This is a genomic window from Modestobacter sp. L9-4 (assembly GCF_019112525.1).
In the GTDB taxonomy this organism is placed as follows: Bacteria; Actinomycetota; Actinomycetes; order Mycobacteriales; family Geodermatophilaceae; genus Modestobacter.
In genome coordinates, this window is sequence record NZ_CP077800.1 from 689,544 (window position 1) to 710,512 (window position 20,969).

The window sequence follows — 20,969 nt, forward strand, 5'->3', positions numbered from 1 at the left end:
CGTACCACACGGACAGAACGGCTGGAGAGCCACCCGGCGATCCCGGGTCGAGCCTCCGACCTCCACCGGGGTGCACCGCACATCGACGACGCGGTGCATCCGGACCCCGAAGCAAGGACGAAGACCATCGTGACCGTGCTGCAGTCCTCCCCCACCGACACCCTCGAGCTGCGCGCCCCGCGCCGGACGCCGGACACCACTGGCCTGGTGTCGACGGACCTGGTGCGCGTGTACCTCAACACCATCGGCAAGACCGCACTGCTGACCGCCGAGCAGGAGGTCGAGCTGGCCAAGCGCATCGAGGCCGGGCTGTACGCCGAGCGTCTGCTCGGCGAGAAGCAGCTCACCCCGGCGGTCAAGCGCGACTACGGGCTCCTGGCCGCCGACGGCAAGGCCGCCAAGGCCCACCTGCTGGAGGCCAACCTCCGGCTGGTCGTCTCGGTCGCCAAGCGCTACACCGGCCACGGCATGACGTTCCTGGACCTCATCCAGGAGGGCAACGTCGGCCTGATCCGCGCGGTCGAGAAGTTCGACTACACCAAGGGCTTCAAGTTCTCGACCTACGCGACGTGGTGGATCCGCCAGGCCATCACCCGCGCCATGGCCGACTCCGGCCGCACGATCCGGCTGCCCGTCCACCTGGCCGAGCAGGTCAACAAGGTCGTGCGCACCCGCCGCCGGATCCACCAGGAGCTGGAGCGGGAGCCCACCGCCGAGGAGCTCGGCCTCGAGCTGGACATGACGCCCGAGCGGATCACCGAGCTGCTCGAGTACTCCCGCGACCTGGTCTCCCTCGACCAGACCGTCGGTGCCGACGAGGAGTCCCGGCTCGGTGACTTCATCGAGGACGCCGACGCCGCGGTCGCCGAGGACGCGGTCGCCTTCCAGATGATGAAGGGCGACGTCCGCACCGTCCTGGGCACCCTGGAGGAGCGCGAGCGCGACGTCGTGATCATGCGCTTCGGCCTGGACGGCAACCAGCCGCGCACGCTGGAGCAGATCGGCAAGCAGTTCGGTCTCTCCCGCGAGCGGGTGCGCCAGATCGAGCGGGAGACCATGAACAAGCTGCGCGACCCGCAGCGCGCCGACGCCCTCCGGGACTACCTGGGATGAGGTCCTGACGGACCTCACCGCGGCCAGGAGCCGTCCCGGCCGGCGCTGAGCCGCTGGCCGGGATCGCGTCGGGAGCCTCCGGCCCCGCGACATGATCCCGGACCGGCCTGCGGCCGGGGATCCGTACTCGTCCCCGGCTGGGCGACGAGAAGAGCCCGCCACCTCTGTCGAGGTGACGGGCTCTTCTCGTGGGGCCGGGCGCCTCAGGTGCCGGGGCGGAACATGCGGCGGGGGCCGGGGTCGACGCGGGCCGTCGGGGGGCCGACGCGGACCTGGGCGCCGGCGACGACCAGGGAACGTCCGCTGGGGGTGGCCGGGCCGACGATGACCGGCTCCAGGTTGAGCGCCAGCACCTCGGGCAGGTCGTCGGCCAGGCGGGCGACGCGGAGCAGCAGGTCCTCCAGTGCCGCGGTGTCGACCGGCGCGCTGCCGCGGTAGCCGTCCAGCAGCGGGAACGCCCGCGGGCTGCGCACCAGTTCGGCGGCGTCCAGGTCGGTGAGCGGCAGGGTGCGGAAGGCGCGGTCGCCGAGCAGGTCGGTGGCCACCCCGCCGACGCCGAAGCTCACCAGGGCGCCGAAGGACGGGTCGTCGACGACCTGCACCACCGTGCCGACCCCCGGCGCGGCCTGCTCCTGCACGATCACCGGGTCGGCCGAGGGGATGGCGGCGTAGGCGACCCGCACGTCGTCGGCGTCGGCGAGGTCGAAGCGCATGCCGCCCAGGTCACGGCGGTCACGCAGCCACGGCGCGGTCGACTTGAGCACCACCGGGTAGCCGATCGCCTCGGCCGCGGCCACCGCCGACTCGACGTCGGTGACCCGCCGGGTGCCCAGCATCGGCACGCCGTAGGCGCCCAGCAGCCGCATCGTCTCGGTGTCGGTGAGCTCCCGGCCGGCCGGCGTCCCGGCGAGGGCGGACTCCACCACCGCGCGCCCGCCGGCCTCCTCGACGTCGGCCAGCTCGGGCACCACCCCGACCGGACGGCGCCGCCAGCGGGCGTACTCGGCGACCTTGGCCAGCGCGATCACCGCCCGCTCCGGCGTGGAGAACGACGGCACCGAGCCGCGGGCGGGCATGCCGTCCTCGCCGCGGATCGCCAGCTCGTCGGGGATGCCCTCGGTGGAGAGGAAGTTGGCCACCAGCGGCTTGGTCGATCCCGCCGACACCTCCCGCAGCACCCGGCCGAAGGGCTGCTCACCCCGCAGCAGCGGCGGCAGGAACACCGCGACCACCGCGTCGACACCGTCGTCGTCCAGGGCGGTCTGCAGCGCGGCGCGGAAGTCCTCCGGGCCGGCCTGCGTGCCGATGTCGACCGGGCGCTCGTGAGCCAGCTCCAGGCCCTGCTCGAGCACCGCGTCGGCGACCAGCACCCCCATGGCGGTGGAGTTGCCGACGACGGCGACCCGGTCACCGGCCGGCAGCGGCTGGTGGGCCAGCAGCGTGCCGACGTCGAAGAGCTGGGCGAGTGTCTCCACCCGGATCACCCCCGCCGAGGCGAACAGCGCGGCGACCGACTGCTCCGGCACGGCGACGCTGGTGCCCGCGAGCCCGGCGGTCATGCCCACGTGCCGGCCGCTCTTCACCGCGACCACGGGCTTGCTGCGGCCGACAGCGCGGGCCAGCCGGGCGAACTTGCGGGGGTTGCCGAAGCTCTCCAGGTGCAGTAGCACCACCTCGGTGCCCGGGTCGGTCGCCCAGTACTGCAGCAGGTCGTTGCCGCTGACGTCGGCCCGGTTGCCGGCGGACACGAAGCTGGACAGGCCGATGTTGCGGCCGCGGGCCCGCTCCAGCAGGGCCACGCCCAGCGCGCCGGACTGGGCGAAGAAGCCGACCCGCCCACGTCCGGGGACGTCGGGGGCGAGGCTGGCGTTGAGGTGCACCTCAGGGTCGGTGTTGACCACGCCCAGGCAGTTGGGCCCCACCACGCGCATGCCCGAGGCGCGGGCCGAGGCGACCAGCGCCCGCTCGGCGGCCAGCCCCTCGGGGCCGGTCTCGCCGAACCCGCCGGAGATGACCACCAGCGCGTGCACGTTCTTGCGCCGGCAGGCCTCCACGACCGCCGGCACCTCGTCCGCCGGGACGGCCAGCACGGCGAGGTCGACGTCGTCGGGGATGGCCTCGATGGAGGCGTGGGCGGGGACGCCGCGGACGTGCCGCACCGCCGGGTTGACCGGGTAGATCGGGCCGGCGAAGCCGTAGCCGAGCAGGTTGCTCAGCGCCGCGTACCCGACCTTGGCCGGGTCGTTGCTGGCGCCGATCACGGCCACCGAGCCGGGGTTGAGCAGCCGGCCGATCGAGCGGGACTCACTGCGCTGCTCCCGCTCGTGCACCACGGCCAGCGACTGCTCGGTGGGCGCGATCGGGAAGGTGAGGTGCACGACGCCGTCCTCGTAGGACCGCGACGCCGCGTACCCGGCATCGCGGAAGACCCGCACCATCCCGGTGTTCTGGCTCAGCACCTCCGCGATGAAGCGGGTGATGCCCCGCTCGCGGGCCGCGGCGGCGAGGTGCTCCAGCAGCACCGAGCCCAGGCCGCGCCGCTGGTGGGCGTCCTCGATGAGGAAGGCGACCTCGGCCTCGTCGGTGCCCGGCGTGCGGTCGTAGCGGCCCACGCCGATCAGGTGGTCGCCCAGCAGCACCACGAAGGCCACCCGGTCGACGTGGTCGACGTGGGTGAACCGGTACAGGTCCTTGGCCGACAGCTGACGGACCGGTCCGAAGAACCGGTAGTACCGGGTCTGGTCGGAGCTGCGCTCCATCAGCCCGACGATGCCGTCGGCGTCCTCCGGCGTGATCGGCCGCAGGTGCACCGTCCCACCGTCCGCCGCCACCACGTCGGCCTCCCACCGCGGCGGCGCCTCAGGGGCAGCAGTCACCTCGTCGTTCACGGAGCCTCCCGGCCATCCAGCAGGGGCCCGCCGCGAGCTCGCGAGCGGTGGGGGGCTGGATGGTCCTTAATCACGGGGGTCGTCCGGGTCCAGTCCGAAGTAGGGGAACGATGCTCGGCGGGTGCGCATGACCGCCTGGTCGACGCGGTTCTCCGTCAGGGGGTCCCAGCGGGCGAAGCCGGTGTAGCCGCCCTCGGTCATGGTGTCCGGCGGCTCGATGCGCAGGCCGCGGCTGCGGACGTCGTCCTGCCAGCCCTGCGGGATCGGCGTGCCCGGGTCCAGCCGGTCACCGCCGGCCTCGGCGAGCAGGTGGGTCCAGGCGCGCGGCACGCAGCGCACCAGGCCGTAGCCCCCACCGCCCAGGGCGACCCACCGGCCGTCGCACAGCTCGTGGGCCAGGTCGTGCACGGCCCGGTAGGAGGCGCGCTGCCCGTCGACGGTGAGCGCGAGGTCGGCGAGGGGGTCCTCGTGGTGGGCGTCGCAGCCGCACTGGGTGACCAGGATCTGCGGCCGGAAGGCCCGCACGACGCTGGGCACGACGGCGTGGAAGGCGCGCAGCCAGCCGGAGTCGTCGGTGCCGTTGGGCAGGGCGAGGTTGACCGAGCTGCCCAGTGCCCTGTCCGGGTCGCCGGTCTCCTCGGGGAACCCGGTGCCGGGGAAGAGGGTGAGCGGGGTCTGGTGGACGCTCACCGTGAGCACCCGCGGGTCGTCGTAGAACGCGGTCTGGACGCCGTCGCCGTGGTGCACGTCGAGGTCGACGTAGGCGATCCGCTCCCAGCCCTGCCCGAGCAGCCAGGCGATCGCGACCGCGGCGTCGTTGAAGACGCAGAAGCCCGAGGCGCCCCCCCGCATGGCGTGGTGCATGCCGCCGGCGATGTTCACCGCGTGCTGCGCCCGGCCGGAGGACACCTGCTGGGCGGCCAGCACGCTGCCGCCGGTGATCAGCGCGGCCGCGTCGTACATGCCGGGGAAGACGGGGTTGTCCGGCGGGCCCAGGCCGTGGCCGGCGTCCCGGGGGTGCTCGGGCGCCCGGCGGACGGCATCGAGGTAGGCGGGGTCGTGCACCAGGGTGAGCAGGTCCTCGCCGGCCGGGCTGGGGGCGACGACCGACAACCGCGGCCCGTCGAGCACGCCGAGGGTGTCGGCCAGGCGCATGGTGAGGTCCAGCCGCACCGGGTGCATGGGGTGCTCCCCGCCCCAGGTGTAGCCGAGCAGGGCGTCGTCCCAGACGACGGTCACCGAGTCGCTCATCGCTCCCCCGGTCCCGGCGCCGCGGCGCCGGGCGGGGCCGGCGCGGTACTCCTCGTCGAGCAGGCGGGCTGCGTCACCGCGCCGACGCTACCGGTGCGGGCACCACCCCGCGGGGTGCCCGGTCGTGGCGACGGTCCCGCCGGGTGGCCCCCGACTCGTAGACTCGGGGGACCTGACGGAGGAGTGGACGTGAACGACCTCATCGACACCACGGAGATGTACCTCCGGACCATCTTCGAGCTCGAGGAAGAGGGCATCGTCCCGCTGCGGGCGCGGATCGCCGAGCGCCTGCACCAGAGCGGCCCCACCGTGAGCCAGACCGTTGCCCGGATGGAGCGCGACGGGCTGCTGACCGTGCAGGGCGACCGGCACCTGCAGCTGTCCGACGAGGGCCGTGCGCTGGCCACCGCGGTCATGCGCAAGCACCGGCTGGCCGAGTGCCTGCTCGTCGACGTGATCGGCCTGGACTACGCCGACGTGCACGAGGAGGCCTGCCGCTGGGAGCACGTGATGAGCGAGGCCGTGGAGCGCAAGCTGCTCAGCCTGCTCAAGAACCCCACCGTGTCGCCCTTCGGCAACCCGATCCCGGGCCTCGACGCCCTGGGCGGTGACACCTCGGCGGTGCTCGACGCGCTGACCCTGCTCTCGACCACCGCGACGCCGGAGGGCACCAAGGTCGTCGTGCGCCGGATCAGCGAGCAGCTGCAGGAGGACGCCGACCTGCTGCGCTCGATGGCCGCGCAGAACGTGCGCCCGGGCTCGACGGTGACCCCCTCGCTGGCCAACGGTGCGGTGCTGGTCGACGGCGTCGCCCTGCAGCCCGGCGTGGCCCAGCACGTGTTCGTCAGCGCCGTCGACGAGGAGCTCACCCCGGCCGAGGCCGCCGAGGCGGTCGCCGCCGTCTCCTAGCGGCGCACCCGCCCTGCCGAGAGCCGCGCCCCCCGACCCGGGGGTCGCGGCTCTCGTCGTCGGAGATGGTTCGCACGGCTCACGACCGGCCACTAGGCTGCGGAGCGCACCCTCGCCGACCACCAGAGAGAGAAGGTCCCGGTGAGCGACTCCCCCGCGCCTCGTGAGCAGACCGAGGACACCCCGCCGACCCCGTTCCACCGGCTGGCCGACTTCGTCGCGCTCCCCCGGCTCGGTGGCCTGGCCCTCTCCCCCGACGGCAGCCGGCTGGTCACCTCGGTGGCCACGCTGGACGCCGAGGGCAAGAAGTGGCAGTCGGCGCTGTGGGAGGTCGACCCGGCCGGGCAGCGTCCGGCCCGGCGGCTGACCCGCGGCGCGGCCGGGGAGTCGGGCCCGGTGTTCGCCCCGACCGGCGAGCTGCTGTTCACGTCTGCCCGCCCCGACCCCGCCGCCGGCAAGGACGCCGGCGACCCGAAGCCGGCACTGTGGGCGCTGTCCCCCGGGGGCGGCGAGGCGCGACTGGTGCTCAGCCGGTCCAGCGGCGTCTCCGGCGTGGCCGTGGCCGCCGACAGCGGTGACGTGGTGGTCGTGTCCTCCGTGGTGCCCGGTGCCGCCGACGCCGAGGCCGACGAGCAGCGCCGCAAGGCCCGCACCGACGCCGGCGTCACCGCGCTGCTGCACGAGAGCTACCCGGTGCGCTTCTGGGACCACGACCTGGGTCCGGCGTTGCCGCACGTGTTCTGGACCGGGCGGGTCCCGGAGGAGTCCGCACCGGCCCCGGAGTGGCGCGACCTGACCCCGGACGCCGGTCCCCCGACCGGCGCCGGCGACGACCTGGCCATCTCCCCCGACGGCCGGTTCGTGGTGCGCAGCGAGGACGTGCCCGACGGCCCCGCCGGACGGCGTTCCCGGCTGGTGCTCACCCAGGTGGCCACGGGCACGACGCGGATGCTGGTCGACGACCCGCAGGCCGACGTCTTCTCCCCCGCGTTCTCCCCCGACTCCACGCAGGTCGTCTGCGTGCGCGAGTCGGTCTCCACCTTCGCCGAGCCGCCGGACTACACGCTGCTGCTGGTGGACGTCGAGTCGTCGCAGGCCCGCGACCTGACCGTCGGCTTCGACCGATGGCCGGGCTCGCCGCAGTTCTCCGCGGAGGGCACCGCGGTGTTCTTCCTGGCCGACGACGACGGCCGGCACGCGCTGTACCGGGTCGAGCTGGCCGGTGGGGCGCCGGTGCGGCTGACCGACTCCGGCGCCTACAGCGACCTGCAGGTGGCCCGGGACGGCAGCGCGCTGTACGCGCTGCGGTCGGGCTACGACCACCCGGCGGCGCCGGTGCGGCTGGACCCGCGGGCGACCGGTCAGGACCCCGTCGCGCTGCCCAACCCCGGCACGATCACCGCCTTCCCCGGCACGCTGCGCGAGCTGGACGCCACCGCCGCCGACGGCACCCGGGTGCAGTCCTGGCTGGTGCTGCCCGAGGGCGCCAGCGAGACGGCCCCCGCCCCGCTGGTGCTGTGGGTGCACGGCGGCCCGCTGATGAGCTGGAACTCCTGGTCGTGGCGCTGGACGCCGTGGGTGCTGGCCGCCCGGGGCTACGCGGTGCTGCTGCCCAACCCGGCGCTGTCGCAGGGTTTCGGGCAGGACTTCGTGCGCCGCGGCTGGGGCGAGTGGGGCGAGCACCCCTATACCGACCTGATGGCCGCGGTCGACGCCGCGGAGGCGCTGCCGGAGATCGACGAGACCCGCACCGCGGCCATGGGCGGCTCGTTCGGTGGCTACATGGCCAACTGGATCGCCACCCAGACCGACCGGTTCGCCGCGATCGTCACCCACGCCAGCCTCTGGCACCTGGACAGCTTCGGCGGCACCACCGACTCCGCGTACTACTGGGAGCGCGAGTTCGGCGACCCGCTGACCGAGCCGCGGCGCTACGACCAGAACTCCCCGCACCGCTACGCCGACGCCATCCGGACGCCGATGCTGGTGATCCACGGCGACAAGGACTACCGCGTCCCGATCGGCGAGGGCCTGCGGCTCTGGTACGACCTGCAGAAGCGCGGGGTGCCCTCGAAGTTCCTGTACTTCCCGGACGAGAACCACTGGGTGCTCACGCCGGGCAACGCCGCGGTCTGGTACGAGACGGTGCTGGCCTTCCTCGGCCAGCACGTGCTGGGCGAGGAGTGGCAGCGGCCCGAGCTGCTCTGAGCGGCGGACGCACCGGCCGGGCCGCGACCCGGCCGGTGCGTCAGCGGCCCGCATCGAGCGGGCCGGCGGCCTCCCGGATCACCTCCCGCACCACGTCCGGCGGCAGGCACGCGTCGAGCGCGGTGCGCATCAGCCCGGCGAGGGTGTGGCTGGGCTCGCTGCCCAGCGCCCGGTCCAGCGCGAGGTTGGCCAGCGCGCCGTCGCCGCGCAGCCACGCGCTGACCGCCAGCAGGGTCGCCGGTGCGGCGTCCAGCGGGGTCGGCGCCCGGCGGGTGAGCTCGGTCCACAGCGCCTGCGCGGCCGGTTCGCGGTCGCCCAGCGCCAAGGTCAGCGCCCGGTCCCGCACGTCGGTGTCGCGCAGGCCCCAGGCCAGCCGGGCCACCTGCCGGTCCGACAGGGGCGCGGTGCGGGCGGTCCCGGCGTCCTCCACCGCGGCGAGCAGGGCGTCCCAGGCCTCCTCGACGACGGCGTCCCAGCCCTCGAGCGCCGTCCGGCGGGCCAGCTCGTCGCCCACCTCCTCGCACGCGGCGGCCATGCCCGGCGAGCGGGTGGGGGCCAGGCGCCGGGCGAGCGCGGCGCGGTCGTCCTCGACGACGTGACCGGAGAACACCGACGTCGCCGCCAGCTCGCTGGTGCCGCCCGGCAGCGGGGTGCCCGCACCGGGTGCGCAGCAGGCCTGGGGGCAGTCGTAGTCCCACCAGCGGCCGCCGCGGACCAGCAGGACGTCCCGCACCGGCACCCGGCGGTGGTGGAAGGCGAGCACCACCTCGTGCAGCAGGGCACGGTGCGGCAGCTCCCGACCGTCGTCGTCCTCGGAGACCACGAGCAGCAGGACGGCGGTGGGTCCGCTGCTGAGCACCGACGCGGCCAGGCTGCCGGCCAGGGACGCGGCGTGCTCCGGCGGCGGCAGGTCGGCCCGGGCGGTGAGGCCGAGGACCTCGCGACCGGCGTGGGCGTGCAGGCTGACCACCACCAGTGACTCCGCGGGCCGGAACCCCAGCAGCTGGGGCACGGCGGCGGCCAGCGCGCCCCGGTCGGGGAGGCGGACGGTGGGGCGGGGGTTCAGGTCGGTCATGCCCTCGACCGTGGCCCGGCGGCCGGCCCCGGCCAACGGCCCCGGGGCGACGGTGGAGCCGGCCCCCGGATGTGGACGGCGGCGGGCGGCGGTCCCGGGCGGTGTGCTGGTGGTCGGACTGCTGCAGCAGCTCGCCGGGCAGGACGACCTGCGCACCGCCGTGGACGGGCGGCGGCCGGGGTCATCGCCCGCCGAGCTGCTCCCGCACCGGGCCGGCGAGCCGGCTCAGGACGACGCCGAGCTGACGCTGCTGCGCGGCGGTGAGCGGGTCGAACACGAGCGCCCGCACCTGCTCGACGTGGCCGGGGGCGCTGTCGACGACCTTCTGCCGGCCGGCGTCGGTCAGCGTCGCCAGGGTGTAGCGGCCGTTGTCCGGATCGGGGCACCGCGTGACCCAGCCCTGCTCCTCGAACCTGACCATCACCTTCGACAACCGCGGCAGGGTGCTGGTGCACTGCGCGGCCAGGTCGCTGAGCCGCATCGTGGACGCCTCGGTCATCGAGAGCCGGGCCAGCACGCTGTACTCGAAGTTGGAGATGCTGGCGTCCGCCTGCATCTGCCGGTCCAGCAGGGCGGGCAGCCCGATGACCACGGTCAGCAGGTCCTGCCAGAGGGCCTGCTGGTCGTCGTCGAGCCACCGCGTCGAGCTGGTCATGGCGCCCAGCGTACTTGCCTGAGCAAGCTCGGCGACCGCTGATGCGCGCACGGCCACGGAGCCGCCGTCACCGCGGTTGACTTGCCAGAGCAACCGTGGCACCGTCCCGTCTCACTTGCTCAGGCAAGTGCGGAGAGGGTCTGCCCCCTCGCGCGGAGGGTCGTCGCCGCCCCCTCGCGCCCAACAGGACCGCCCTCCCCCGCCGGACACCCCACAGCACCAGCCACGACGAGGAGACAGCCGTGAAGGCGATCCGCTACCACCAGTTCGGCACGACCGAGGTCCTGCGCCAGGAGGAGGTGGAGCGTCCGGTGCCCGCCCCCGGCCAGGTGCTGGTCCGCGTGGCGGCCACCTCGTTCAACCCCGTCGACGACCACATCCGGCTGGGCCTGCTGGCCGAGATGATCCCGACCGCGCTGCCGGTCACCCCCGGGCTGGACGTCGCCGGCACCGTCGTCGAGCTCGGGGCCGGCGTCTCCGGCGTCGAGGTGGGTGACCAGGTCGTCGCCATGTCCCCGCTGGACACCCACGGCGGGGCGGCCGAGTACGCGGTCCTCGCCGCCGACCTGGTGACCCCGGCCCCGCGGACGGTCGACCTGGCCGACGCCGCGTCGCTGCCGCTGGCCGGGCTGGCGGCCATGCAGGCCGCCGTGGAGCTGGCCGAGGTGCGGGCCGGTCAGACCGTCCTGGTCAACGGCGCCGGCGGGGCGGTGGGCAGCATCGTGGTCCAGCTCGCCGTCGACGCCGGCGCGGAGGTGACCGCGGTCGACGCACCGGCGCACGCCGAGCGCCTGCGCGGCTACGGCGCACGGGTCGTCGGCCCACTGGACCTCGACGCCGGCCCCGCGGCGGTGTCCGGCCCGTTCGACGTGGTGGTCAACCACGTGCGCCTGGCACCGGAGGACATGGCCCGGCTGACCTCCTACGTGGCCGACGGCGGGATCGCCGTCAGCTCCGCCGGGCCGGTGCCGGCCGACGAGGCACGCGGGGTGCGCACGGCCGGGGTGTGGGTCGGCCCGAACGCCGCCCACCTGGCCGACCTCGTCGCCCGGGTCGACGACGGCCGGCTCGCCCTGCACGTCGTCGACCGGCGTCCGCTGGAGGAGCTGCCGGCGGTGCACGAGGACGCCGGCAACGGCCGCCTGCCGGGCAAGACGGTCATCACCGTCGCCTGAGGCGCCGCAGAGCCCGCCGGTGCGGTCCTCACCGGCGGGCTCCGACCTCGGTCTGGTCGCCGGGGCCCGCCCTCTCGACCAGCGGTTCGAGCTGGACGGCACGGGGACCCGGCGGTGCCGGGTGGGTCACCGACCTGCGAACAGGTGCCCCACCGCGCGGGCGACGGCGAGGTCGCTGATCGGGCGCCGGGCCACGAAGTGGGAGTACAGCACCGGGCCGACGAGCAGGTCGAAGTCCGCCCGGTCGAGGTCCCCGATCGCGTCGGCCACCAGCCGGCTGACGATCGCGTGCGTCTCGTCGAGCACGCCGTCGAGCACCCCGACGGCCTCGGGGTGCCGCTCGGTGGCCGACAGGAGCATCGAGTAGGCGGCGGACACACCCGGCTCGGCGAGGCGTCCGCGCAGCTCGGTCAGGAAGGCGACCACCGCCTGCTCGGGTCCGCCGGTGACGTCCTGGGTGGGGGCCACCCGGTCCCGGACCAGGTCGACGGCGAGCGCCGCCGGCGAGGCCCAGTAGCGGTAGAGCGTCTGCCTCGACACCCGCGCCTCGGCCGACAGCCGGCTGAAGGTGAGCGCCTCGGCCCCGCCCTCGGCCAGCAGACGTCCGGCGTGCGCCAGCACGTGGGCGCGGGTCCGGACCACCCGCGGGTCCACGGCCCGGGCCGTGGCCGGCGGGGCAGCGAGGGGGCGGTGCGTGGCCGTCACGACTGCGGCCGGTACTGCGCCGCGACCTGGGCTGCCGTGAGCGCGTGGTCCCAGACGGCGGCGGACGCCAGCGAACCGGTGAAGGACCCGTTCGCCGTCGCGCCGGGCCACCCGCCGGCCTCACCCGTGCCGAACCACCAGTAGGCGCCGCTCTTCGGCTCACCGCTCGTGTAGGCGGGGTTCGCGGCGACCTCCGCGCCGTCCACGTAGAGGTGCATGCCGGCGCTGCTCAGGCTGGCGGTCGCCAGGTGCCAGAGGCCGTCGGCGTAGTTCTTGCCGCTCGGGCTGATCACGGTGTCGTAGCCGCCCCGGTAGACCCCGAACACCAGCTGGCCGTCCTTGGTGAGGTAGACCTGCCGGTCGTACTGGGCACTGGCGGTCTGCTGGCTGTTCAGCTGGAACAGCTTCCCGCCGCGCACCGTGGTCCGGAACCACACCTGGGTCGTGAAGTCGTCGGCCGTGGCCTCCGGGACCCCGGTGCCCACCCAGCCGCTGGACCCGTCGAGGGTGACCGCGCGGACGGGGCCGGCGTTGCAGACCGGGCCGGTCTGGTCGAGCAGGACGCCGCCCCGGTAGGTGCCGTCACCGGCGAGGGCGCTCGTCCCGGTGTTGTACGCCGTCGGACCCACCTGCTCGGTCAGCGCGAGGAACTGCACGGCGCGGACCGCCGACTGGTCGACGCAGCCCCAGCGGGCCGCCTCGCTCATGCCCCAGGTGTCCGGGGAGTTGACGGTCGCGGCGGCGTAGCCGGCGAGTGCGGACGTCAGCAGGAAGCCGGCGGTGAGCACGACGGCGACGAGACCGACCACCACGCGGGGGGCGGACACCGCCCGGGGGCGCCGGTGCCGGCCGCTGCGTCGCACGAGACGCGCACGCCAGGCCCGCAGGCCGGCCGGACCCGGCGAGGTCGCCGCCCGGACGCCGGAGGGCACCACCGGCTCGCGCGACCAGCCCGCGGCGGCCACCAGGACGGTGACTGCGGCGGCCGTGGACACCAGCAGCAGCCACTCACCGCTGCCCGCCCAGGCGACGGGGAGGCCGATGGCCGGGACGCGCAGCACCCCGATCCCGCGCAGTGCCTGCAGGTCTACCAGCGAGGAGTCCGGGGCGGCGTTGGCGTCGCCCTGCAGGCGCAGCCGGCCGTCCTCCAGCGCGACCAGCCGGTGCAGCCGCAGACGCCCGGGGTGGTCGGGGTCGTCGACCAGCAGGACCTGACCCGCCCGGACGTCGGTGGGGTCGATCGGGCGCACGACGGCGACGTCCCCGGTGTTCAGGTGCGGGCTCATCGAGCCGCTCATCACCACCGTGCTCTGCCAGCCCAGCAGCGCCGGGAGCTGCGACCAGACGGCCAGCGCGACGACGACGACGAGCAGGGTGCGGGCCACCGTGCTGACGACGAGCGCCGTCCACCCCGAGCGGAGGGGTGCGGGCACGGCCTCGGTGCCCGGCGCCGGCCAGAGGCGGACGGCGCCGAGGGAGAGTGCGGTCACGCGGGGCTCCTGGTGGTGGCGGTGGGCGGCGGATCGGGCGCGGGGGTCACGCGGTCCGCGGCTGGGCCTCCCAGGTGAGGCCGATCGACGCCGCGCCGTTCATCGTGCTGGTGGGCGCGTTCGCGTTGATCGTGTAGGTGAACTGGTAGGAGCGGGTCTCGGGGGTCCCGGTGGTGCCGTTGGTGGACCAGTTGGACAGCCCGGCGCCGTAGCCCGTGGGCAGGCCCGCGACCGTGCCGTCGTAGACGACACCGGCGGCACCGGCGAACGCGGAGTAGCCCGTGCAGGAGCCGAAGCTGCCACCGGTCCCCTGGGAGATGACGAGGTCGACGTAGCTGGACAGCCCGTTGACGGTGACCGGGTCCGTCCCGTACAGCCGGACGAGGGCGGGCAGGCTGCCGGTGGAGCTGACGGTGATGCAGTGCGTGCCGGAGGACCCCGGGCGCAGGTTGGTCGCCGAGAACATCGCGGTGCCGCTGGCGACGCCGTCGCCCCCGTCGTCGTCGGTGAGCGCCAGGTTGCCGGTGGACCAGCTGTCCGTGGCGTTGCTCGTGGTCGCCGAGTAGGCGGAGTAGGAGGTCTGCCAGATCAGCAGCGCGGACAGGACCAGGCCCAGCAGCACGGCCGCCAGCGAGGCGCGGCTCCTGGCTCGTCCGGTCGGTCGGTGCGCGTGACGTGCGTGCACGGTGAGTCCTTGCTCGGTGGGGAGTCCCGACCCCTGCCGGAACTCTGGTGCGCTCCGGAACTTATGAGACGCCCCGTCTCACAGGGAACACTCTGAGCGAGCATCCCCCTCCGACGAGTGAGCACGCCGGAGCGGACGCCCCACGTCCGTGCCGCCGGCGTCCGGGCTCGCGGCCGACCGCCGAGGGCGTCGGGACGGTCTGGATAGGGTCCGGGCATGGGACGGTCGTTGCGGGTCGCGCTGCTGTCCTACCGCTCCAAGCCGCACGGCGGCGGGCAGGGCGTCTACGTGCGGGCGCTGTCCCACGAGCTGCAGGAGCTCGGCCACCGGGTCGAGGTGTTCAGCGGCCAGCCCTACCCCGAGCTGGTCGAGGGCGTGCCGCTCACCCGGGTGCCGAGCATGGACCTCTACCGCGAGCCCGACCCCTTCCGCACGCCCCGCCCGGGCGAGTTCTCCGGCGCGATCGACGTCGCCGAGTGGGCCGCCATGTGCACCGCCGGGTTCCCCGAGCCGCTCACCTTCACCCTGCGCGCGGCCCGGCTGCTGGGCTCCCGCGCGGCCGACTTCGACCTGGTGCACGACAACCAGTCCCTGGGCTACGGCCTGCTCCAGCTGCGCCGGCAGGGCCTGCCCACGGTCGCCACGGTGCACCACCCGATCCAGGTGGACCGCGACCTGGAACTGGCGGCCGCGACCACCCGGCGCAAGCGGCTGCAGCTGCGCCGCTGGTACGGCTTCACCGCCATGCAGGCCCGCGTCGCCCCGAGGCTGGACGGCATCACCACCGTCTCGGAGAGCTCCCGCCGGGACGTCGAGACGCACCTGGGCGTGCCGGCCGCCGGGGTCCGCGTGATCCCCGTGGGCATCGACCCCGAGGTCTTCACGCCCCCGCCCACCCCCGCGGGCCGGGACGCCGACCACGTCGTGGTCACCACCAGCGCCGACGTCCCGCTCAAGGGGCTGGTGCACCTGCTGGAGGCGCTCGCGAAGCTGCGCACCGAGCGCGACGTGCGGCTCACCGTCGTCGGCACCGCCCGCCCGGGTGGGCCGGCCGCGGGCGCCATCGACCGGCTCGACCTGGCCGAGGCGGTGACCTTCACCGGCCCGGTCCCGACCGCGGAGCTGGTGGCACTGCTGCAGCGCGCCACCGTCGTCGCCGTCCCGTCGCTGTACGAGGGCTTCTCGCTGCCGGCGGTCGAGGCGATGGCCTGCGGCACCCCGCTGGTGACCACCGACGGCGGCGCGCTGCCCGAGGTCGTCGGCACGCAGGCCGGCGTCCGGGTCCCGGCCGGGGACGTCGGCCGGCTGGCCGAGGCGCTGCAACTGGTGCTCGACCACCCCACGTTCCGCGAGCAGCTCGGCCGCGCCGGGCGGGCGCGGGTGCTCAGCCACTACACCTGGCGGCGCACCGCCGAGCGCACCGCGGAGTGGTACGCCGACGTGCTGGACCGGCGGCCCTGATGCTCACCGTCGACTACGACCTGCTCGGCGTCCGGCCCGGCATGCGGGTGCTCGACCTGGGGTGCGGTGAGGGCCGGCACGCCTTCGAGGCCCTTCGCCGCGGCGCCGACGTGCTGGCGGTCGACTGGGGCCAGCACGAGGTCGCCACCACTGCGCAGTGGCTGGGCGCGATCGCCGCCGCCGGCGAGGCACCGCCCGGCGCCCGGGCCGCGGTCGCCCGCGCCGACCTGCGCGCGCTGCCGGTGCCCGACGCCAGCGTCGACCGGGTGATCGCCTCGGAGGTGCTCGAGCACATCGTCGACGACGCGACGGCGATCGCCGAGATCGCGCGGGTGCTCAAGCCCGGTGGCCGGGTCGCGGTCACCGTCCCCCGCTACGGCCCGGAGCGCGTCTGCTGGGCGCTGTCGGACAGCTACCACGCCAACGAGGGCGGGCACGTCCGCATCTACCGGGGCGACCAGCTGTCGGAGAAGCTGTCCGCCGCGGGGCTGCGGCCGACCGACACCCATCACGCGCACGCGCTGCACGCCCCCTACTGGTGGCTGAAGTGCGCCGTCGGCGTCGACCGGGACACCGTGCTGACGAAGGCCTACCACCGGGTCCTGGTCTGGGACCTGATGAAGCGGCCGTGGCCGACCCGCACCGCCGAGCGCCTGCTCGACCCGGTGCTCGGCAAGTCCTTCGTCGTCTACGCCGACAAGCCGGCGTGACCCTCCCGGAGGTGCCCGGCGTCCTCAGCGCCGACCAGCTGCGGACGACGGTCGCCGCGATCGCCGCCGAGCAGGCCGCCGACGGCGCGCTCCCCTGGCACCGCGGCGGGCAGCTGGACGCCTGGGACGCCGTCGAGGCCGCGATGGCCCTGGACGTCGGCGGTGAGCACGCCCGGGCACTCGCCGCCTACGACTGGCTGGCCCGCCACCAGCGTCCTGACGGCTCCTGGGCCGCCGAGTACCGCGACGGCGCCGTCACCGCCCCGGCCGCCGAGAGCAACCACGCCGGCTACCTGGCCGTCGGTGTCTGGCACACCTGGCTGTGCACCGGGGACGACGCCGCGGTCGACCGGCTGTGGCCCACGGTGCGCCGCGCACTGGACCTGGTGACGGCGATGCAGCTGGCCACCGGTGCGGTCAGCTGGGCGCTGCGCCCCGACGGCACCCCCGACGACCTGGCGCTGCTGACCGGCAACGCCAGCCTGTTCCAGGCGCTGCGCTGCGGGATCGCGCTGGCCGGCCTGGTCGGTGAGCCGCAGCCGGACTGGGACCTGGCCGCCACCGAGCTCGGCACCGCACTGCGCGAGCGGCCCGCGGCCTTCGCCGACCGGTCGCGGTGGTCGATGGACTGGTACTACCCGGTGCTCGCCGGCGCACTGACCGGACCGCCTGCGCACGACCGCCTGGCCGCGGGGTGGTCCAGCTTCGTCGTCCCCGGCCGCGGCGTGCGCTGTGTCGCCGACCGGCCGTGGGTGACCGGCGCGGAGACCTGCGAGCTCGCGCTCGCCCTGACCGCCGCCGGCCGCCGGGACGACGCGGCCGGGCAGCTGACCGCCATGCAGCACCTGCGCGCCGACGACGGCTCGTACTGGACCGGGCTGGTGCTCACCGACGGTGTGCGCTGGCCGGTCGAGCGCACCACCTGGACGGCGGCCGCGGTCGTGCTGGCCGCCGACGCGATCGCCGGCACCGGCCCGGCCGCCGGCCTGTTCGCCGACCCGGGTGCGCTGGACCGCCCTGTCCGAGAGGTGCCGGACCGGCCTGGGAAGATCACCCGGTGATCACCCCGCCGGAGCCCGCCCAGGTGACGTGCGTGATCGCCAGCCGCAACCGCCGCGACGACCTGCTCCTGAGCCTGCCCCGGCACGAGGCGCCCGTCGTCCTGGTTGACAACGCCTCCACCGACGACACCGTCGCCGTCGTCGGCCGGGTGCACCCGGAGGTCCGGGTCGTCCCGCTGCCGGAGAACCTCGGTGCGGTGGCCCGCACGATCGGCGTCGAGTACGCCGGCACCCCGTTCGTGGCCTTCACCGACGACGACTCGTGGTGGGCGCCCGGCGACCTGGCCCGGGCGGTCGCGGTCATGCAGGCCCACCCCCGGCTCGGCCTGCTCGCCGCCCGCATCCTGGTCGGCCCGGAGGACCGGCTCGACCCGGTGTGCACCGAGATGGCCGGGAGCCCGCTGGGCACCGAGCCCGACCTGCCCGGCCCCTCGCTGCTGGGCTTCGTCGCGTGCGCGGCGCTGGTGCGGGTCGAGGCGTTCACCGCCGTCGGCGGCTTCGACCGCGTCGTCCGCTTCCCCGGCGAGGAGGAGCGGGTCGCCCTCGACCTGGCCGCCTCGGGCTGGGGGCTGGCCTACGTCGACGAGGTCACCGTGCACCACCACCCCTCACCGCGCCGGGACGCCAACGACGTCCGGCAGACCGGCATCTGGCGCAGCCGGGTGCTCACCGCGGTGTTGCGGTACCCGCTGCCCGCGCTGGCCGGGCAGCTGCTGCGCGCCGTGCGGGCCGGGCGCGTGGGCGTCCGCGGGCTGGCCAGCGCCGTCCCGCGGGTCCCGGCCGCGCTGCGGGAGCGCCGGGTGCTGCCCACCACCGTCATGACCGGAGTCCGGGAGCTGCAGGGATGACCGACCACACGCCCGACCCGCGGATCGCCGTCGTGGTGATCACGCACAACCGCCGCGACGAGCTGCTGCTGGCGCTCACCCGGCTGCGCGAGCTGCCCGAGCAGCCGCACGTCGTGGTGGTCGACAACGGCTCGGCCGACGGCACCGCCGAGGCCGTGCTCCGAGACCACCCGTGGGTGGAGCTCATCGCCAGCCCCGACAACCTGGGCGCGGTCGGCCGCAACCTCGGCGTCGCCCGGCTGTCCACCCCCTACGTCGCGTTCTGCGACGACGACACGTGGTGGGACCCGGGCTCGCTGCGTGCGGCCGCCGACGCCCTCGACGCCCACCCCCGGCTGGCGGTGATCACCGCCCGCATCCTGGTCGAGCCCGGCGGCGTCGAGGACCCGATCGTGGTCGAGCTGCGCGACTCCCCCGTCGTGGGTGCGGACTGGCTGCCGGGCCCGGCCCTGGGCAGCTTCCTGGCCGGGGCGAGCGTGCTGCGCCGCGAGGCGTTCAACGAGGTCGGCGGCTTCAGCGCCCGACTGTGGCTGGGCGGTGAGGAGGAGCTGATGGCCGGCGACCTCGCCGCCCGCGGCTGGGAGCTCTGCTACCTGGAGCACCTGACCATCCACCACCAGGCCAGCACCGCCCGGGACCCGCACAAGCGCCGGGCCGACGGCATCCGCAACACCCTCTGGACGACGTGGCTGCGCCGTCCGCTGCGGCCCGCGCTGCGCCGCACCGTGCACCTGCTGCGCACCGTGCCGCGGGACAAGGTGACCGCGGTCGGGCTGGTGCGCGCGGTGCGCGGCCTGCCGTGGGTGCTGCGCGAGCGGCAGGTGCTGCCCCCGCACGCCGAGGCACGGTTCGCCGCGCTCGAGGACGCCCAGAAGAAGTCGACCGCCCGCCGCTACGTGAGCTGAACCCGCCGGCGTGCTGACCCAGCGGACGCCCGAGGGACGTCGGCTGGCCGACCGGCCGGCCTGGCTGCTGTGCAGCGTCCTGGGCGTCGTCCTCGGGCTCGCCGGGGCGTGGCCGGCCATGTGGGTGGTGCTCGCGGTCGAGGCGGTCGCCGCCGAGGCGGGCTGGGGCACCGTCGACCCCGCCCTCGTCGACGACGGCCTCGGCACGCTCATCGGGTTCACGGTCGGGCTCGGACTGGTGTGGTCGGCCGTCGCGGCGCCGGTGGGGGTCATCGGCCAGTGCTGCGCCGCGCTGCCCGCCCGGCGCTGGTGGACGGTCCTCGGCGGGGTGTCGCTGGGCGTCGCCGTCCTCGGCGGTCTGATCCTGTACTGGCCGCGCTGAGGCATCAGCCGCGGTCGGCGACCCGGTCCAGGTGGTCGATGACCGTCGCGCGCAGGTCACCGCCGGAGTGGCCGGTGTCGCCGAGCACCACCAGCTCGCTGTCCGGCCAGGCGCGGTGCAGCTGCCAGGCGGTGTCCAGCGGTGCGCTGACGTCGAACCGGCCGTGCACCAGCAACCCGGGGACGCCGGCCAGCCGGTGCGCGTCACGCAGCAGCTGCCCGTCGTCGAGGAAGCAGCCGTTGCCCCAGTAGTGCGTCACCACCCGGGCGAAGGCCAGCTGGAACGCGGGGTCGGCGATCGACAGCGACGGCTCGGCGTCCGGGGCGAGGGAGACGTGGGTGTCCTCCCAGTCGCACCAGTCCTGCGCGGCCGTCGCGCGCACCGCCGGGTCGGGGTCGTGCAGCAGCCGGCTGTAGGCGGCGGCCAGGTCGCCGTCGCGGTCGGCCGCGGGGACGCCGCCCCGGAACCGCTCCCACTCACGGGGGAAGACCCGGCCCATGTCGCGGGTGATCCAGCGCAGCAGCCACCGGTCGGGACTGGTGACCGCGGCCAGCACCAGCTCGGTGACCTGCTCGGGGTGCGCCTGGGCGTAGGCCAGACCGAGCGTCACGCCCCACGAGCCGCCGAGGACCAGCCAGCGGTCGATGCCCAGGTGTGTGCGCAGCCGCTCGACGTCGGCGATGAGGTGTGGCGTCGTGTTGGCCGAGAGGTCGACCGACGGCTCCCCCGCCCACGGCCTGCTCCGGCCGGCGTTCCGCTGGTCGAACAGCACGACGCGGTAGCGCGCCGGGTCGAACCAGCGGCGCAGCCCCGGCGTGCAGCCCGAGCCCGGCCCGCCGTGCAGGACGACCGCGGGCCTGCCGTCGGGGTTGCCGCAGACCTCCCAGTACAGCGAGTGGCCGTCGCCGACGTCCAGGTGCCCGCTCTCGTACGGCTCGACCGGCGGGTACGGCGCGCCGCTCACCGGCGGGCGGGGCGGGACGCGCAGGTGAAGCAGGTCCGGGCCTGCGGTCGGGCAGCCAGGCGCTCGGGCGCGATCGGTCGGCCGCAGGAGTCGCACGTGCCGTAGTCGCCGGCCTCGGCGCGGGCCAGCGCGGCATCGACGTCGGCCAGCCGCTGCTGCGCCTGGGCGATGAGCGCGGCGACCTGCTGGCGCTCGAAGGCGATCGTGGCGCCCTCCGGGTCGTGCTCGTCGTCGGCGTTGGAGGACCTCGACGCAGCGACGACCTCCTCGAACTCCCGGCCGAGCGCGGCGATCTGGGCGAGCGTCTCCGCCCGCGTGCGGGCCAGCGCATCGGTGGGGGTCACTCCCCCATCGTCCCCCGCCGCGCTCATGGAGTCCCAGGGCGCGGAGAACGCACCCCTGCGACTCCATCAGCGCCGTCGTCGTCCGCATGGAGTCCCAGGGCGCCGGAAACGCAGCGCTGGGACTCCATCAGCGCACGTCA

The 20,969-nt window shown here is 75.2% G+C and carries 19 protein-coding genes; 10 read left to right on the forward strand and 9 right to left on the reverse strand.

The genetic code is table 11. From position 1 onward, the window contains the following. The first annotated feature begins 129 nt into the window (after positions 1-129). Entirely contained in the window at positions 130-1,113 is a 984-nt protein-coding gene (sigB, locus tag KUM42_RS03255) for an RNA polymerase sigma factor SigB (protein WP_304610740.1), read from the forward strand. 203 nt (positions 1,114-1,316) lie between these two features. On the opposite strand, the gene KUM42_RS03260 is transcribed toward sigB, so the two are convergent. Together KUM42_RS03260 and KUM42_RS03265 are read right to left on the reverse strand one after the other, a co-directional pair. After that, positions 1,317-4,001, reverse strand: coding sequence for a bifunctional GNAT family N-acetyltransferase/acetate--CoA ligase family protein (locus KUM42_RS03260; protein ID WP_237494890.1), 2,685 nt, complete (start codon positions 3,999-4,001; stop codon positions 1,317-1,319). A 66-nt stretch (positions 4,002-4,067) separates the two neighbouring features. Further along, positions 4,068-5,252, reverse strand: a complete 1,185-nt coding sequence (locus KUM42_RS03265) for an acetoin utilization protein AcuC (RefSeq protein WP_237494891.1) — start codon at positions 5,250-5,252, stop codon at positions 4,068-4,070. 189 nt (positions 5,253-5,441) lie between these two features. Here KUM42_RS03265 and KUM42_RS03270 point away from each other — a divergent pair, with 189 nt between their 5' ends. Both KUM42_RS03270 and KUM42_RS03275 read left to right on the forward strand, forming a co-directional pair. Next, complete coding sequence (locus tag KUM42_RS03270; protein ID WP_237494893.1) at positions 5,442-6,161, forward strand: metal-dependent transcriptional regulator; 720 nt, start codon at positions 5,442-5,444, stop codon at positions 6,159-6,161. 141 nt (positions 6,162-6,302) lie between these two features. Next, on the forward strand, positions 6,303-8,369 hold the full coding sequence (locus KUM42_RS03275; protein ID WP_237494894.1) for a S9 family peptidase: 2,067 nt from the start codon (positions 6,303-6,305) through the stop codon (positions 8,367-8,369). Between the two features lie 40 nt (positions 8,370-8,409). Here KUM42_RS03275 and KUM42_RS03280 read toward each other — a convergent pair whose 3' ends face one another. Both KUM42_RS03280 and KUM42_RS03285 read right to left on the reverse strand, forming a co-directional pair. Next, a complete protein-coding gene (locus tag KUM42_RS03280; protein WP_237494896.1) occupies positions 8,410-9,444 on the reverse strand; it encodes a DUF4192 domain-containing protein in 1,035 nt (344 codons plus the stop codon). Between the two features lie 181 nt (positions 9,445-9,625). Continuing rightward, entirely contained in the window at positions 9,626-10,099 is a 474-nt protein-coding gene (locus KUM42_RS03285; RefSeq protein ID WP_237494897.1) for a MarR family winged helix-turn-helix transcriptional regulator, read from the reverse strand. Between the two features lie 242 nt (positions 10,100-10,341). On the opposite strand from KUM42_RS03285, the gene KUM42_RS03290 reads away from it, so the two are divergent. Beyond that, a complete protein-coding gene (locus KUM42_RS03290; RefSeq protein ID WP_237494898.1) occupies positions 10,342-11,274 on the forward strand; it encodes an NADP-dependent oxidoreductase in 933 nt (310 codons plus the stop codon). A gap of 126 nt (positions 11,275-11,400) precedes the next feature. On the opposite strand, the gene KUM42_RS03295 is transcribed toward KUM42_RS03290, so the two are convergent. From KUM42_RS03295 to KUM42_RS03305, 3 genes are read right to left on the reverse strand one after another with little or no spacing between them, the layout of a single operon-like run. After that, positions 11,401-11,916, reverse strand: coding sequence for a TetR/AcrR family transcriptional regulator (locus KUM42_RS03295; RefSeq protein WP_237494900.1), 516 nt, complete (start codon positions 11,914-11,916; stop codon positions 11,401-11,403). Positions 11,917-11,975: 59 nt separating this feature from the next. Then, the gene (locus KUM42_RS03300) at positions 11,976-13,469 is read right to left on the reverse strand and encodes a LamG-like jellyroll fold domain-containing protein (protein ID WP_237494901.1); all 1,494 of its coding nucleotides are present in this window, start codon (positions 13,467-13,469) and stop codon (positions 11,976-11,978) included. A 46-nt stretch (positions 13,470-13,515) separates the two neighbouring features. Then, positions 13,516-14,154: a hypothetical protein gene (locus KUM42_RS03305; RefSeq protein ID WP_237494903.1), complete on the reverse strand. Its 639-nt coding sequence runs from the start codon at positions 14,152-14,154 to the stop codon at positions 13,516-13,518. Between the two features lie 216 nt (positions 14,155-14,370). On the opposite strand from KUM42_RS03305, the gene KUM42_RS03310 reads away from it, so the two are divergent. From KUM42_RS03310 to KUM42_RS03335, 6 genes are read left to right on the forward strand one after another with little or no spacing between them, the layout of a single operon-like run. Next, positions 14,371-15,615: a glycosyltransferase family 4 protein gene (locus KUM42_RS03310; RefSeq protein WP_237494904.1), complete on the forward strand. Its 1,245-nt coding sequence runs from the start codon at positions 14,371-14,373 to the stop codon at positions 15,613-15,615. Next, positions 15,615-16,325, forward strand: coding sequence for a class I SAM-dependent methyltransferase (locus tag KUM42_RS03315; protein ID WP_237494906.1), 711 nt, complete (start codon positions 15,615-15,617; stop codon positions 16,323-16,325). The genes KUM42_RS03310 and KUM42_RS03315 overlap by 1 nt, the downstream gene beginning before the upstream one ends. Next, complete coding sequence (locus KUM42_RS03320) at positions 16,322-17,386, forward strand: prenyltransferase (protein WP_237494908.1); 1,065 nt, start codon at positions 16,322-16,324, stop codon at positions 17,384-17,386. The genes KUM42_RS03315 and KUM42_RS03320 overlap by 4 nt, the downstream gene beginning before the upstream one ends. After that, entirely contained in the window at positions 17,383-18,234 is an 852-nt protein-coding gene (locus KUM42_RS03325; RefSeq protein ID WP_237494909.1) for a glycosyltransferase family 2 protein, read from the forward strand. The genes KUM42_RS03320 and KUM42_RS03325 overlap by 4 nt, the downstream gene beginning before the upstream one ends. Then, complete coding sequence (locus KUM42_RS03330) at positions 18,231-19,139, forward strand: glycosyltransferase family 2 protein (RefSeq protein ID WP_237494912.1); 909 nt, start codon at positions 18,231-18,233, stop codon at positions 19,137-19,139. Before KUM42_RS03325 ends, KUM42_RS03330 begins: the two co-directional genes overlap by 4 nt. Positions 19,140-19,149: 10 nt before the next feature. Next, on the forward strand, positions 19,150-19,521 hold the full coding sequence (locus KUM42_RS03335; protein ID WP_237494913.1) for a hypothetical protein: 372 nt from the start codon (positions 19,150-19,152) through the stop codon (positions 19,519-19,521). A gap of 4 nt (positions 19,522-19,525) precedes the next feature. On the opposite strand, the gene pip is transcribed toward KUM42_RS03335, so the two are convergent. Next, the gene (pip, locus tag KUM42_RS03340) at positions 19,526-20,485 is read right to left on the reverse strand and encodes a prolyl aminopeptidase (protein WP_237494915.1); all 960 of its coding nucleotides are present in this window, start codon (positions 20,483-20,485) and stop codon (positions 19,526-19,528) included. Then, positions 20,482-20,829: a TraR/DksA C4-type zinc finger protein gene (locus KUM42_RS03345; RefSeq protein ID WP_237494916.1), complete on the reverse strand. Its 348-nt coding sequence runs from the start codon at positions 20,827-20,829 to the stop codon at positions 20,482-20,484. The genes pip and KUM42_RS03345 overlap by 4 nt, the downstream gene beginning before the upstream one ends. Between the last annotated feature and the right edge of the window lie 140 nt (positions 20,830-20,969).

What these genes read in the sequence shown, in the direction of transcription:
- KUM42_RS03265 (WP_237494891.1), bottom strand. Translation starts at nt 5,252, where the DNA reads ATGAGCGACTCGGTGACCGTCGTCTGGGACGACGCCCTGCTCGGCTAC.
- KUM42_RS03280 (WP_237494896.1), bottom strand. Translation starts at nt 9,444, where the DNA reads ATGACCGACCTGAACCCCCGCCCCACCGTCCGCCTCCCCGACCGGGGC.
- KUM42_RS03285 (WP_237494897.1), bottom strand. Translation starts at nt 10,099, where the DNA reads ATGACCAGCTCGACGCGGTGGCTCGACGACGACCAGCAGGCCCTCTGG.
- KUM42_RS03310 (WP_237494904.1), top strand. Translation starts at nt 14,371, where the DNA reads ATGGGACGGTCGTTGCGGGTCGCGCTGCTGTCCTACCGCTCCAAGCCG.
- KUM42_RS03315 (WP_237494906.1), top strand. Translation starts at nt 15,615, where the DNA reads ATGCTCACCGTCGACTACGACCTGCTCGGCGTCCGGCCCGGCATGCGG.
- KUM42_RS03330 (WP_237494912.1), top strand. Translation starts at nt 18,231, where the DNA reads ATGACCGACCACACGCCCGACCCGCGGATCGCCGTCGTGGTGATCACG.